The organism is Actinomadura sp. NAK00032 (assembly GCF_013364275.1).
GTDB lineage: Bacteria > Actinomycetota > Actinomycetes > Streptosporangiales > Streptosporangiaceae > Spirillospora.
Map to the genome: position 1 here is coordinate 7,352,697 of NZ_CP054932.1, position 13,337 is coordinate 7,366,033.

9 protein-coding genes are annotated in these 13,337 nt (G+C 72.7%); 2 read left to right on the forward strand and 7 right to left on the reverse strand.

Translation table 11 applies throughout. The annotated features are described in order from the left end of the window. Positions 1 to 4: 4 nt before the first annotated feature. The 3 genes from HUT06_RS33580 to HUT06_RS33590 are packed head-to-tail and all read right to left on the reverse strand — an operon-like array spanning position 5 to position 4,963. Positions 5 to 1,300, reverse strand: a complete 1,296-nt coding sequence (locus HUT06_RS33580) for a HEAT repeat domain-containing protein (protein WP_176199378.1) — start codon at positions 1,298 to 1,300, stop codon at positions 5 to 7. A 16-nt stretch (positions 1,301 to 1,316) separates the two neighbouring features. Next, complete coding sequence (locus HUT06_RS33585) at positions 1,317 to 3,824, reverse strand: multicopper oxidase domain-containing protein (protein ID WP_176199379.1); 2,508 nt, start codon at positions 3,822 to 3,824, stop codon at positions 1,317 to 1,319. Beyond that, on the reverse strand, positions 3,821 to 4,963 hold the full coding sequence (locus tag HUT06_RS33590; protein WP_217711566.1) for a hypothetical protein: 1,143 nt from the start codon (positions 4,961 to 4,963) through the stop codon (positions 3,821 to 3,823). Before HUT06_RS33590 ends, HUT06_RS33585 begins: the two co-directional genes overlap by 4 nt. Positions 4,964 to 5,022: 59 nt before the next feature. Between HUT06_RS33590 and HUT06_RS33595 the strand changes: the two genes are divergently transcribed. Further along, positions 5,023 to 5,796 carry a DUF2249 domain-containing protein gene (locus HUT06_RS33595; protein ID WP_176199380.1) on the forward strand — a complete coding sequence of 258 codons (774 nt, stop codon included), beginning with the start codon at positions 5,023 to 5,025 and terminating at the stop codon, positions 5,794 to 5,796. Between the two features lie 70 nt (positions 5,797 to 5,866). Here the strand turns inward: HUT06_RS33595 and metH are convergent, their stop codons facing one another. Next, entirely contained in the window at positions 5,867 to 9,472 is a 3,606-nt protein-coding gene (metH, locus tag HUT06_RS33600; protein WP_176199381.1) for a methionine synthase, read from the reverse strand. 173 nt (positions 9,473 to 9,645) lie between these two features. On the opposite strand from metH, the gene HUT06_RS33605 reads away from it, so the two are divergent. Next, entirely contained in the window at positions 9,646 to 10,275 is a 630-nt protein-coding gene (locus tag HUT06_RS33605) for a uridine kinase (protein WP_176199382.1), read from the forward strand. Between the two features lie 5 nt (positions 10,276 to 10,280). Here HUT06_RS33605 and HUT06_RS33610 read toward each other — a convergent pair whose 3' ends face one another. The 3 genes from HUT06_RS33610 to HUT06_RS33620 all read right to left on the reverse strand — a co-directional run bounded on the left by HUT06_RS33610 (position 10,281) and on the right by HUT06_RS33620 (position 13,292). Then, positions 10,281 to 10,655, reverse strand: a complete 375-nt coding sequence (locus HUT06_RS33610) for a DUF6221 family protein (protein ID WP_176199383.1) — start codon at positions 10,653 to 10,655, stop codon at positions 10,281 to 10,283. Between the two features lie 107 nt (positions 10,656 to 10,762). Further along, on the reverse strand, positions 10,763 to 12,016 hold the full coding sequence (locus HUT06_RS33615) for a lipase family protein (RefSeq protein WP_176199384.1): 1,254 nt from the start codon (positions 12,014 to 12,016) through the stop codon (positions 10,763 to 10,765). Between the two features lie 136 nt (positions 12,017 to 12,152). After that, a complete protein-coding gene (locus HUT06_RS33620; protein ID WP_176199385.1) occupies positions 12,153 to 13,292 on the reverse strand; it encodes a glycosyltransferase in 1,140 nt (379 codons plus the stop codon). Between the last annotated feature and the right edge of the window lie 45 nt (positions 13,293 to 13,337).

The following is a 13,337-nucleotide window of genomic DNA, read 5'->3' on the forward strand; positions in this document are numbered from 1 at the left end:
CGGGTCAGATCTCCAGGGCTCCTCTCGGGTGGCCGTTCTCGCGGCCGCAGGCCGTCAGGGCGAGGACGCCGCGGCCTTGGACGCGGGTCTGCGGGCCGAGTGCTTCCGGGTTCACCGACAGCTGCGCGGCGATCGTCGTGGCGTCGGCGGTCTCGAGGTCGTCGGGGAGGTCGTCGTCTCCGAACTCTTCGAGGTCGGGGAGGTGGTGGCCCTCCTCGGCGGCGAGGGAGCCGAGCTGCTCCTCCGGTTCCTCGGAGTCGTAGTACCGGACGATCTCGCCCTTCTCCGCGATGCACCAGGACGTCCACCCGTCGCCGCCGCTCACGCCGTACCAGTGGACGGCGCCGAACCGGTCGCTCAGGCTCCGGCAGCGGGCGAGGACGAGGTCGCGGAAGGTCTCGTCGCCCTCGTCCTCCTCGTCGTCCAGGGCGCGGATCTCGTGGGCGTCGTCGGAGTGGTGGCCGAACACCAGCGTCCAGCCGTCGAAGGCCGGGGAGACGTACACGCGGGAGCAGCCGCCGTGCTCGGCGTCCCACTCGTGGGTGTCGTTGCTCCACGCCGACTGGCCGAGCCGCATCGTCGCCGGTTCGGGGTCGCTGAGGCCGAACGCGTCCAGGACGGCCTTCTGGTCGGTCGTCGGGACGGCGTACCAGGCGCCGCAGAGGTGCATGGGCTCCGGTGTCTCGGTCGCGAGCTTGACGCGGATCAGGCGCCGGATGAGCGCCTGGTCGCGGTCGTCCAGGGCGGACGGCCCGGCGATCGCGGCGATGGCCTGCAAGGCGGGTGCGCGGCGGCGGCCGGCGGTACTGGAGCGCCGGACTTCGCCGAGCAGGGGGAGCACTCCCGGGCCGATCCCCTGGAGGGCCCAGATGATGCGCTGCCGGACTTCGGCGTCAGGGTCGTCCAAGAGGGCGATCAAGTCGGGGGCGTAAGGAAGGGCGGCCTCGCCCTTGAGCTGCAGCGTGTACGCGACGTCCGCGCGGACGGTCGGGCTCGGGTGCCGCAGGCCGGGGACGAGCGCCGACAGGTCGTCGAGCTTCAGGCCGCAGAGGGCCCAGCCGCAGCGGCGGGCGACCTCGGCGGTGGGGGCCGCCGCGATCGCTTCGAGCAGCGGATCCAGGGAAGGGCGCCCGATCTGACGCAGCACGATCGCGCTGGTGCTCCACTCGACCGGCGAGTCCTCGTCGCAGAGGACGTCCAGGACGGGGCGCACGGCCGGGACGCCGAGCTGGACGAGGGCGTCGCTCGCGGCCTTGTGGTCCGGTCCCGCCAGTTGCTCTATGAGGGCCTGTATCTCCACGGACAGGATGATTGCATCAGTCGGTGACTTTCAGGATTCCGTGGGCGCCGGACTCGCCGTGGCGCATGTCGTGGTCGACGAAGGGATAGTGGCCCGCCTCGGGGACGACGGTCTCAACGAACCCGCCCTGCCCCGCCGCCAGGTCCAGGATCTGCGCGCCGCCGGGGTCGCCCTTGCGGAGTCGGTAGGCGCCCTCTTTGTAGAGGGTGTCGAACTGGGCGCCGACGATGTGGAACGCGGTGCTGGAGGAGGGCCCGGCATCCACCACCCAGACCCGGACCCGGTCACCGGTACGAGCGGTCAGCGGAGCATGGTCGTAGCCGGCGGCGGCGCCGTTGAACATCCACGCGTCCGGACGGCCCTCGCGCATCTTGGCCACCTGCCCCTCGCTGCCCGGCGCGCCCAGATACAACTCGCCCTGGACCAGGACGTACTCACGGTCAACGGCCGGCAGGTTCGGCGGGTCGATGATGACCGCGCCGTACATGCCGTTGGCGATGTGCTGCAGCATCGGCATGGTCGAGCAGTGATACAGCCACGCCCCCGCACGCTCGGCGGTGAACCGGTACGTCAACCGCTCCCCCGGCCCGATCGTCCGCATCGGCACATCCGGAGCCAGACTCCCGGCATGGAAGTCGATCCCATGCCCCATCGACGTGTCGTTGACCAGCGAGATCACGAACACATCCCCGACCCTGCCGCGCAGCACCGGACCCGGGACCGTGCCCCCGAACGTCCACATCGTCTGCCGCACACCCGGCGCAACCTCCAACTCCCGATCAGACGCACGCAACTCCAGACGATGCACCCTCCCGCCAGGAGCGGGCTTCAGAGCCGCGTCATAGGGCTTCCAACCCGCCGACGGATGAGCGGACAGGTCGAGCTGGCCGGTCCCCATCGCCTGATGGCCCATCGAGGAGGTGTGCGTCCCACGCCCACCGGTCGTCTTGATCTGCATCGTCATCCCCGCCGCACGATGACCCGCAACGGTGCACCACCCCTCAACCGCCCCCTTCAACGGCGGCACCGTCAACGTCGCCGACTCACCCCGATCCAGCATCGGAGTCGCCTGACCCGACGCCAGACGCAAGTCATGCTGCATCGCGTCCTTGTTAGTAACCCGCAACACCAACCGCGTACCGGGCGCGGCCTCGATCGTCCCGGGCTGGATGCGCATGTTCGCCAGCGTCACCTCCACCACGCGCGTCCCCGACGCGGCCACCGTCTCCGGGGGCGAGCCGCCGTTGCCCGCCGCGACCCCCACGGCCAGCGCCGAGAGGACGACACCGGCCGTGATGCCCGCGACGACCGGTGAAGGCCGGTGCGAGCGGAGGATCGTCGCCACCGCCAGCAGGACGAAGGCGGCGAGCGCGGCGAGGACGGTGAGCCAGCCGGCCCGGTTCGCCCATCCCGGTACCGGGAGGACGAGCAGCGGCACCGCGACGTTGATCGCCGCCACCCGGGCGATCCAGAACCGCTCGATCAGGGCGGCGTTCGACTTCAGTGCCGCCGGTCCGCCGCCCATGACGACCGGGAGCAGGAAGGTAAGCGCGCCCAGGAGCGTCTGCCCCACGAAGCCGACCAGCACGAGCGGGAGCAGCCCCGACAGGCTCTGCCGGGACGCGTCCGCCAGCAGCGTCACGGCGAACCACAGCGTTCCGGCGGCGAGCATCCAGGACGCGGGCGTGTGCGGGCGCCGCTGCACCAGCGTCCGGACGAACGGCACGAGGGCCAGCCCGGCAGCCACCGCGTACACCACGAGACCGGCGACGACGACCCATCGCAGTTCGGCGAGCAGACCGCCGACCGCGATCCCCAGCCCCGGCACGGCGATGCGCAGCGACCAGCGGGCGATGCGGCCCGTGCCGTCCACCATCCGGGTGCGCAGGACGGTCGGCCACAGCGTGAACAGCGTGCCGAGCACCGCGAGCCCGACCCAGCCGAGGATGTTGACGTGGGCGTGCGCGTCTCGCATCGGCCCGTGCCACTCCGACGGGATGCGGCCGGACGCCATCAGACCGCCCAGCGTGCCGCCCGCGATCAGGGCCGCTCCGGCCCACAGGTACCAGCCGACGACGTGCGCGAAGCGTCCGCCCAGAGCGCCTCGGCCGCGCAGCGCCAGCACGCTGATGTGCGCCGCGACCACGGCGACCACCGCCACGGCGCCGCCCACGGCGACCCACGGAAGCCCGTCCGAGAAGCCGTACAGCACCGCGACGATCCCGGTGTTCAGCGCGGCCAGTCGTGTCATCGGCCACCAGTCGGGCGGCGCCGGGATGCGCAGCAGCGCCGACGCGAAGTGCTCCGTCCACGTCACGATGGCGTTGGTGACCGCGCCCAGCAGGAACAGGTGGATGAGCAGCCAGCGCGGCGCGGGCAGTTCGTGCCGGACGAGCGCGGCGACGATGGTCAGTGCCAGCCAGGCGAGCACGACCCCGTTGGCGGCGGCGTGCCAGGTCGCGCGCGGGCGGCGCGGCGCCGGGGGCGGCGGGCCCACCTTCGGGCGGAGGCCGATGGACGTCATGACCGTTCCCTTCCGACCAGCCGCGACGCGGCCCTGGCTGCCAGCCGCGACGCGGCCGCCGCACAGGCGCCGAAGAGCAGGAGCGATACCTCGCCGAGCACTCCCCCGGCCGTCCGCGCCCCGGAGGAGCCCGCCAGGTCGCCGCCGACGCGCAGCAGGAGCGAGGCGTGCAGCAGGACCAGCGGCGCGTACAGGACGGGGTGGTACGGCAGCCGGATTCGCAGTACGGCGGGCAGGATCACCGGCGCGTGCCCGAACACCATCGACATCACGAAGCCGAGGAACACCGCGTGCAAGGCGGCGTCGTAGGCGCCGCCGGTGGGACGTCCCGCGATGAGCCAGATGGTTCCGGCCGCGGCGAGCCAGGCGTATCCGGCGAGGAGGCAGGCGGCGGCGTAGCGGGGCAGCCCGGTCCCCCGGACGGTGCGGCGCGCGACGTCGTGGACGGCGAGCCAGCCCGCGAGGGCGGCCATGCCGAGGCCGGTGAGGCGCCAGCCCGGTTCGGCCCACCACACGGAGACGGCCGCGCCGGCGCCGATCAGCGCGGCGGTGGCGACGAGGCCGTCGGAGGCGCGGCGGCCGAGGAAGGCGACGCGGGCGAGTTCGAGGCGCTCGCCCGCGATCGTGAGGACGAGGAACGCGGCGAGCCACGGGACGATGTCGCCGACGCCGCGGCCGCCGATCCACAGCAGTCCGGCGGCGTACCAGGCGGCGGCGCCCGCGGTCTGGACGGCGAGGTCCGTGCCGGTCCGGCGGCCGAGGACGGCGATGTAGACCGCGACGAGCCAGCCGCCGGCGGCGGTGAGGAGCACGCGGCCGGGGGCGGCGAGCCCCGCGGCGGTGGTGAGGGCGCCGAGGCCGGCGAGGGCGGGCGACGCGTAGGCCCAGGGCCGGCCGAGGGCGACGGCGCGTTCGAGGGAGATCAGCGTGCCGAGGAAGCCGAGCGCCATCAGCGGGCCGTGCTGCCGCGCGAACGACGTGCGCGGCAGCGGGACGGAGACGTCCAGCAGGGCGAGGGCGCCCCAGAGCCCGGCGATGAGGGAGAGCAGCGCGCCGGCGAGCAGCGGTAGCCGGCGCGCCGCGAGGCGGGGTGCGGCCCGGGGGCTTCGGCCGCGGACCCCGGCCACCTGATTCTCCATGGCAGCTATTATAAATACAAGCAGCGTTGTGAAAAATACGCCGGCATCGAGGAGTGCGCATGACCACATCGACCGCGAGCCCGCAGCAGGAGACGGTGCGGGCCATCCTGGACCACCACGAGCGGCTCGGCCGGACCCTGGCCGACCACGCGCTCACCATCGCCCGCGCCGTCGACCAGCTCGTCGCCCCCTACGAGCGGCGGGACACGCTCGTGGCGTTCCTGAAGGAGGAGATCGTCCCGCACGCCGAGGCCGAGGAGTCGACGCTCTACAAGGCCGCCGAGGACCTGCCGGAGGCCCGGCTGCTGCTGCGGGCCATGCTGCGCGAGCACACCGTGCTGCGCGAGCGGGTCGCGGCGCTGGAGGCGGCCCGGACGCCCTCCGAGGCGGTCGGCGCGGCGGCGGCCGTCAACGCCCTGTTCCAGTCGCACCTGGAGAAGGAGAACGACCTGATCCTGCCCGCGCTCGTGGACGCCGGCGTGAAGCTCGACGCGCTGCTCGACGGCATGCACGCCATCCTCGGCAAGGACGAGGGGGCCCACGGCGACCACCACTGCACCTGCGGCGGCCACGACGACCCCGGCACGCCGGGCGCGACCGCCGAGGTCGCCGACGGGGTGCTGGACGTGCGGACGCTCGTCCCCGCGCAGCGCCACCAGCAGATCTTCGCCGCGTTCGGCGGGCTCACCGCCGGGACGGCGTTCGTCCTCGTCAACGACCACGACCCGAAGCCGCTGTACTACCAGTTCGCCGCCGAGCACCCCGGCGCGTTCACCTGGGACTACGAGGAGTCGGGCCCCGAGGTGTGGAAGGTCCGCATCGGACGTCCCTGACCTCGGGCGCGAGCACGCCTGACGGCCGCGGCGCGGCGGCCGTCAGGCGTTTCGCACGTCCGGCGGCCCGTCAGGACGGGTCGTAGGCCAGGTTCGGGGCGAGCCAGCGCTCGACCTCGGCGACCGGGAGGCCGCAGCGGGCGGCGTAGTCCTCGATCTGGTCCTTGCCGACGCGGCCGACCGTGAAGTAGCGCGACTCCGGGTGCGCGAAGATCAGGCCGCTGACGCTGGCGGCGGGCGCCATCGCGTACGACTCGGTGAGCTTCATGCCGAGGCGGCCGGCGTCCAGCAGGTCGAACAGCTGCTGCTTCAGGCTGTGGTCGGGGCTCGCCGGGTAGCCGAGCGCCGGGCGGATGCCGCGGAACCGCTCGGCGTGCAGGTCCGCCAGGTCGGGCTCGGCGCCGGGCTCGAACCAGGCGCGGCGGGCCTCCAGGTGGACGTACTCGGCGAACGCCTCGGCGAGCCGGTCGGCGAGGGCCTTGACCATGATGGCCTTGTAGTCGTCGTTCTCCTCCTCGAACTTCGCGGCGAGGTCCTCGGCGCCGAGGATCGTCACGGCGAAGCCGCCGAGGTGGTCGCCGGCCGGGGCGATGTAGTCGGCGAGGCAGCGGTTCGGGCGGCCCTCCGGCTTGGCCGTCTGCTGCCGCAGCATCGGGAAGCGCGGCCCGCCGTCCAGCAGGATGTCGTCGCCCTCGGAGTGCGCCGGCCAGAACCCGTAGGCGCCGGACGCCTCGAACGCGCCGTCCGCGATGATCTGGTCGAGCAGCTGGTTGCCCTCGTCGAACAGCTCCCGCGCGACGGGCTGGTCGAGGATCGCCGGGTACTTGCCCTTCAGCTCCCAGGCCAGGAAGAAGAACTGCCAGTCGATCATCTCGCGGATCGCGGTGAGATCGGGCCGGACGATCCGGACGCCGGTGAAGGCGGGCGTCGGGATGTCGGAGAAGTCGACCTTCTCCCGGTTCTCCCGGGCCCGCTCGATGGTGAGCATGGGCCGGCGCTGCTTCTTCTCGTGCTGCTCGCGCAGCCGCGCCTGCTCCTCGCGGTTCGCGGTGTCGAGCGCGGCGGCGCGGTCCTCGTCGAGGAGGTCGGAGACGACGCCGACGACGCGGGAGGCGTCCAGCACGTGCACCGTCGTCGACGCGTAGGCGGGCGCGATCTTCACGGCGGTGTGCTGGCGGGAGGTGGTGGCGCCGCCGATGAGCAGCGGCAGCCGCATGCCGCGCCGCTCCATCTCGGCGGCGACGGAGACCATCTCGTCCAGCGACGGGGTGATCAGCCCGGACAGCCCGACCGCGTCGGCGTTCTCCGCGATCGCGGTGTCGAGGATCTTGGCGGCGGGGACCATCACGCCGAGGTCGACGACGTCGTAGTTGTTGCAGCCGAGCACGACGCCGACGATGTTCTTGCCGATGTCGTGGACGTCGCCCTTCACCGTCGCGAGGACGATCTTGCCCTGGCCGCGGTCCTGCTGGACGCGGCCGGCGGCCAGCGCCTCCTGCTTCTCCTTCTCCATGAAGGGCTCCAGGTAGGCGACGGAGCGCTTCATCGCGCGGGCGCTCTTCACCACCTGCGGCAGGAACATCTTCCCGGACCCGAACAGGTCGCCGACGATCTTCATGCCGTCCATCAGCGGGCCCTCGATGACATCGAGCGGACGGGCGGCCTCCTGGCGGGCCTCCTCGGTGTCCTCCTCGATGAAGTCGACGATGCCGTGCACGAGGGCGTGCGAGAGGCGCTGCGCGACCGGCGCCTCGCGCCAGGACAGGTCGACCTCGCGGACCGTGCCCTTGCCCTTGACGGTCTCGGCGAACGTGACCAGCCGGTCGGTGGCGTCGGGGCGGCGGTCGAACAGCACGTCCTCGACGAGTTCGAGCAGGTCGGCGGGGATGTCCTCGTAGACGGCGAGCTGCCCGGCGTTCACGATGCCCATGTCGAGCCCGGCGCGGACGGCGTGCAGCAGGAACGCCGAGTGCATCGCCTCGCGGACGACCTCGTTGCCGCGGAACGAGAACGACAGGTTCGAGATGCCGCCGCTGGTGCGGGCGCCGGGGCAGCGCTCCTTGATGCGGGGCAGCGCGTCGATGAACGCCTTCGCGTACCCGTTGTGCTCCTCGATGCCGGTCGCGACGGCGAGGACGTTCGGGTCGAAGATGATGTCCTCGGCGGGGAACCCGAGCTTCCGCGTGAGCAGGTCGTAGGCGCGCCCGCAGATCTCGACCTTGCGGTCGGCGGTGTCGGCCTGGCCGGTCTCGTCGAACGCCATGACGACGACGCCCGCGCCGAAGTCGCGGATGCGGCGGGCCTGCGCGAGGAACGGCTCCTCGCCCTCCTTCAGGGAGATCGAGTTGACGACGCCCTTGCCCTGGACGGTCTTGAGCCCGGCCTCCAGCACGCTCCACCGGGAGCTGTCGACCATGATCGGGATGCGGGCCGCCTCGGGCTCGGTCGCGATCAGGTTGAGGAACGTCGTCATCTCCCGCTCGCTGTCGAGCAGGTCGGCGTCCATGTTGACGTCGAGGAGGTTCGCGCCGCCGCGGACCTGCTCCAGCGCCACGTCGACCGCGGCCTGGTGGTCGCCCGCCTCGATGAGCTTGCGGAACCGCTTGGAGCCGGTGACGTTCGTCCGCTCGCCGATCATGATGAAGCCGGTGTCGGCGCCGATCTCGAACGGCTCCAGGCCGCTGAACCGGCTGGCCCTGGCCGGCCTGGCCACCTCGCGCGGTGCCAGCCCGCGCACCGCCTCGGCGATCTTCGCGATGTGCGCGGGGCCCGTCCCGCAGCAGCCGCCGACCAGGTTGACCAGACCGGACTCGGCGAAGTCGCGCAGCAGGGCGCCGGTCTCCTCCGGCGTCTGGTCGTAGCCGCCGAACGCGTTCGGCAGGCCCGCGTTCGGGTGGCTGGCGACGTAGGTGCCGGCGATCCGCGCCAGCTCCTCCACGTGCGGGCGCATCTCCGTCGCGCCGAGCGAGCAGTTCACCCCGACGGCGAGCGGCTCGGCGTGCTCGATCGACCGCCAGAACGCCTCGACCGTCTGCCCGGACAGCGTCCGGCCGGACAGGTCGACGATCGTCACCGAGATCCACAGCGGCAGCTCGGGAGCGACCTCGCGGGCCGCGGCGATCGCGGCCTTCGCGTTCAGCGTGTCGAAGATCGTCTCGATCAGCAGCAGGTCGACGCCGCCCTCGGCGAGCCCGGCGATCTGCTGCGCATAGGAGTCCTTGACCTGGTCGAACGTGACCGTGCGGTAGGCCGGGTCCTCGACGCGGGGCGACAGCGACAGCGTCACGTTCAGCGGGCCGACCGACCCGGCGACGAACCGGCCGCCGAACTCGTCGGCCGCCTGGCGCGCCAGCCGGGCGCCCTGCACGTTCATCTCGTGCACCAGCGACTCGAGGCCGTAGTCGGCCTGGGCGATGCTCGTCGCGGTGAAGGTGTTCGTCGTGGTGATGTCGGCGCCGGCGCCGAGGTACTGCCGGTGGACGTCCAGGATCACGTCCGGCCTGGTCAGGTTGAGCAGGTCGGGGTCGCCGGTGACGTCCTTCGGGTGGTCGCCGCCGATGCGGTCGCCGCGGTAGTCCTCGGGCTTGAGCCCCGCGCCCTGGAGCATCGTGCCCCAGGCGCCGTCGAGCACCGCGATCCGCTCGTCCAGAAGCTCGCGCAGATTCGTGTGGGTCATATGTTTTCGAGCACCTCCCAGCTCATGTGGGAGGCGCCCTTGCGGAAGTCGGTGTCAGGGGCCCGAGCGTGGCGGGCTGACGCCCGTTGCAGCGCCTCTCGGACCCGTCTCGAGGTTACCTTCCCGAGATCCGGTGTGTCAGTCGCGTCCCACGATGCGGGCACGATGAGGTGATGCGCGCGCGACCGATCTCACCGTCACGGGTGGTCACCGAACTCTCCGAGCGGATCGCCGCCGCCGACCGCGGCTCGTGGCTCCGGGTCGCGGTGGACGGCGCGCCACCTGCGGCTCCGTGGGACCTCGCCGACGCGCTCGCCGCCCCGCTGCGCGCGCTGGGGCGGGACGTGGTCCGGGTGTCGGCGCGCGGCTTCCTGCGCCCCGCGTCGCTGCGCTACGAGTTCGGCCGGGACGACCCCGACGCCTTCTACGACGCGTGGCTCGACGTGAACGGGCTGGTCCGGGAGGTGCTGGCGCCGCTGGAGCCGGGCGGGACGGGCCGGGTGCTGCCGAGCCTGTGGGACGCCGAGCGCGACCGGGCGACCCGCGCCCGGTACGTGGACGTCCAGCCCGGCGGGGTGTGCCTGCTGGACGGATCGCTGCTGCTCGGCCGGGGTCTGCCGGTCGAGCTGGCCGTCCATCTGACGCTGTCGGCCGGGGCCCTCGCGCGCCGCACGCCGGATGACCGGATGTGGACGCTGCCCGCCTACGCGCGCTACGACTCCGAGGTGGACCCGGTGCGCACCGCCGACGTGGTCCTGAAGGTGGACGACCCCGAGCATCCGGCGCTGATCACCGCCGCATAGGCCGTTCAGGGACGCCATTCCGCCTGGTAGGCGGGGTGCGTGGCGTACGGGAGGGCGAGCAGGCGCAGGACCGATTCGCGGACGGCCTGCGCCGCCTCCAGCTCGGGCGTGCGGTGGCCCTGCCCGATGATCCAGGCGTTCTTCTCGTAGTCGTCGACGAGCTGGCGCCTGGCGGCGACCTCGGCGAGCGTCCGGGCGGGGTGGTGGCGGGCGATGTGCTCGGCGTAGGCGTCGTTCTCGGCCTTGGCGACGAAGGCGGGTCCGTCCGTGTCGGTGTCGATGGTTCCGGAGGGGGTGGCCTTCCAGGGGGCGGACGCGCAGTCGCGGGCGATCTGCTCGTCCCGGGCCAGCCGGGCGCGGAGGAACTCCACCAAATCCATGGGGCCATCCTGCCCTCTGCGAGAGCGGGACGGCCCCATGGGATTTCCGGAGACCGGAATCAGGCGGCGTCTGAATCAGGCGGCCTCGGAATCAGGCGGCCTCGGAATCAGGCGGCGCAGTTGCCGGTGACGGGCTTGCCGGCGAACCGGTCCGACAGGAACGCCATCGCGTCGGGCTCGCTCCAGAGCATGCCGGTCGCGTGCTCGGCGAACGTATAGGTCTTCCAGGTCAGGTTCGCGCCCTTCGCGCACCACGCCTTGTGCAGGGTGTCGGCCTGCGCGAACGGGATGATCTCGTCGTAGACGGCCTGCGTCTGGAACACCGGCATGGACGGCGCGGTGGAGCCGAGCTTGCCGGCGTCCAGCCGCTGCCGCCACTCGGGCGTGGCCAGCGGGTCGCTGGTGGTGTAGTCGCTGATCTTCTTGAACAGCGTCCCGGCGAGGGTGCCGATGCCGTCGACGCTGACCAGGCAGAGGCTCTCGGCCTTCTTCAGCAGCTCGCGGCCGGCGTCGTTGAGGTACTTCTCCAGGTCCAGCTCGGGGTAGGCGGTGTCGTAGCCGACCGCCGCCATGAACATCAGGCCGACGAACGGGGAGCCGTCCAGGCCCTTGGCGACCGCGAGCAGGTCGGCGGGCACGCCGCCCGCGAAGGCGCCCTTGATGTCGAGCTCGGGGGCGTAGCTGTCGGCCAGTTCCGCCGCCCAGCCCGAGGACGTCCCGCCCTGCGAGTAGCCCCAGAGGCCGACCGGCGCACCGCCGAGACCGGCCTCGGGGAGGCGCTGCGCGGCCCGCGCCATGTTCAGCACGGCCTTGCCCTGCGAGCCGCCCACCTCGTAGGTGTGCTGGCCGGGCGTGCCGAGACCCTCCATGTCGGTGACGGCGACGGCCCAGCCGCGGCTGAGGGCGTCCGCGACGAAGAACATCTCGTAGTCCATGCCCTGGGTGAGGGTGTAGGACGGGGCGCACGCGTCGCCGAGGCCGCGCGTTCCCACGGCGTAGGAGACGAGCGGGCGCTTGCCCTGCCCCGTCCACGCCTTGGTCGGGACGAGCACCATGCCGGACACGGCGGTCGGCGCGCCCTGCACCGTCTCCGACCGGTACAGCACCTGCCACGACTTGACGCCCGCGTACGGCGAATGGCCGATCGGGTCCATGCTGAACACTGCCGGGCGCGACCTGATGACGTCGCCGGGAGCGCCCGCCGGGAGCGGTGCGGGCGGCGTGTAGAACGGATCCTCGGCCGGGGGTTTGCTGTCCTGCGGTGCTGCGGCGGCGGTGCCCTGCAGGGCGGTCGCCGCCATGGCGAGCCCCACGCAGGACGCCGCGACGGTGCGCAGCACCCGGCGGACGGTGATGGACATGGCGGGTAACCCTTCGTCTTCCCCTGCCGTCGGCGTGACGGCCACCCGACCGTAACGTAATTGGACACTTACTCCAATGAAGCTCGGAACACATCGGCGCAGGTGCTTTTGTCGTGCGGCGACAAAAGCGGCGGCCTCAGTCACGCAGCGGCGCGCGGACCGTGCGCCCCTTCCACGCGCCGCCCCGTCCGGCGCGGTGGCGGCGCGCGGAATCGACCGTCATGGCGGCGTACATCAGCGCGACGAGCGGCAGCCCGAGGGCGCGCAGCGGCGACAGGCCGTAGAAGCGGAGCATCGGCACGTACGTGGCGGTCATGAGCGTCCAGGCGAGGGCGCCCGCCGCCGGCGCCGTGCGGTCGGCGGCGGCGGCTCCGGCGAGGGTCGCGGCGGGCGGGACCGCGTAGAGCAGCAGCAGGCCGAGGACGGTGCCCGCCAGCAGCGCGGGCGAGTAGCGCAGCTGGTGGTAGGCGCTGCGGGCGATCATCATCCACAGGTCGGCGAGGCGGGGATAGGGGCGGCGGCTGACCACGTCCCGGCTCAGGTCGAGGCGGCAGCGCCCGCCGGCGCGTTTGATGAGGCGTCCCATCGCGACGTCGTCGATCAGCGCGCCGCGGATCGCGGCGACACCGCCCGCCTTCTCCAGCACGTCGCGCCGGACGAGCATGCAGCCGCCGGCCGCGGCTGCGGTGCGCGCCCCGTCGCGGGTGACGCGGCGGAACGGGTAGAGCTGCGCGAAGAAGTACACGAACGCGGGCACGATCACCCGTTCCCAGCGGGTGCGGACGCTCAGCGTCGCCATCTGGGAGACGAGGTCGCGCCGCTCCTCCACGGCCGCGCGGACGAGCCGCCGCACGGTGCCGGGAGCGTAGGCGATGTCGGCGTCGGTGAAGAGGTAGAAGCCGGGTTCACCGGCGGCGCGGACGCCCTCCGCCATGGCCCACACCTTGCCCGCCCACCCCTCGGGACGCTCCCGCGCGGACACGACGCGCGCTCCGAGCCGGGCGGCCGTCTCGGCGGTGCCGTCGCCGCTCCCGTCGTCGACCACGAGCACGCGGAACGCGCCCGGATACTCCTGGGCGAGGAGCGTCGGCAGCGTCTCCGGCAGGATCGCCGCCTCGTCGCGGGCCGGGACGACCGCCGCGACCTCCGGCCATTCGGGCGGGTCGGGGGCGTCGTCCGGCAGGCCGGGCCCGGTGCGCCAGAAGGCGCCGTGGCCGAACGCCAGGTACAGCCATCCGGCCAGCGCCGCCACCGCCGCCGCGTCCACGATCACCATTCTCCGCAGCGTGGCACCGCGCCGGGGCTGCGTCCACCGGGCGCG

Bases quoted from the DNA above. Each gene is read 5' to 3' on its own strand.
- metH (WP_176199381.1), bottom strand. From the start codon at position 9,472: ATGACCCACACGAATCTGCGCGAGCTTCTGGACGAGCGGATCGCGGTG.
- HUT06_RS33610 (WP_176199383.1), bottom strand. From the start codon at position 10,655: ATGGATTTGGTGGAGTTCCTCCGCGCCCGGCTGGCCCGGGACGAGCAG.
- HUT06_RS33595 (WP_176199380.1), top strand. From the start codon at position 5,023: ATGACCACATCGACCGCGAGCCCGCAGCAGGAGACGGTGCGGGCCATC.
- HUT06_RS33585 (WP_176199379.1), bottom strand. From the start codon at position 3,824: ATGACGTCCATCGGCCTCCGCCCGAAGGTGGGCCCGCCGCCCCCGGCG.
- HUT06_RS33590 (WP_217711566.1), bottom strand. From the start codon at position 4,963: ATGGAGAATCAGGTGGCCGGGGTCCGCGGCCGAAGCCCCCGGGCCGCA.
- HUT06_RS33620 (WP_176199385.1), bottom strand. From the start codon at position 13,292: ATGGTGATCGTGGACGCGGCGGCGGTGGCGGCGCTGGCCGGATGGCTG.
- HUT06_RS33615 (WP_176199384.1), bottom strand. From the start codon at position 12,016: ATGTCCATCACCGTCCGCCGGGTGCTGCGCACCGTCGCGGCGTCCTGC.
- HUT06_RS33605 (WP_176199382.1), top strand. From the start codon at position 9,646: ATGCGCGCGCGACCGATCTCACCGTCACGGGTGGTCACCGAACTCTCC.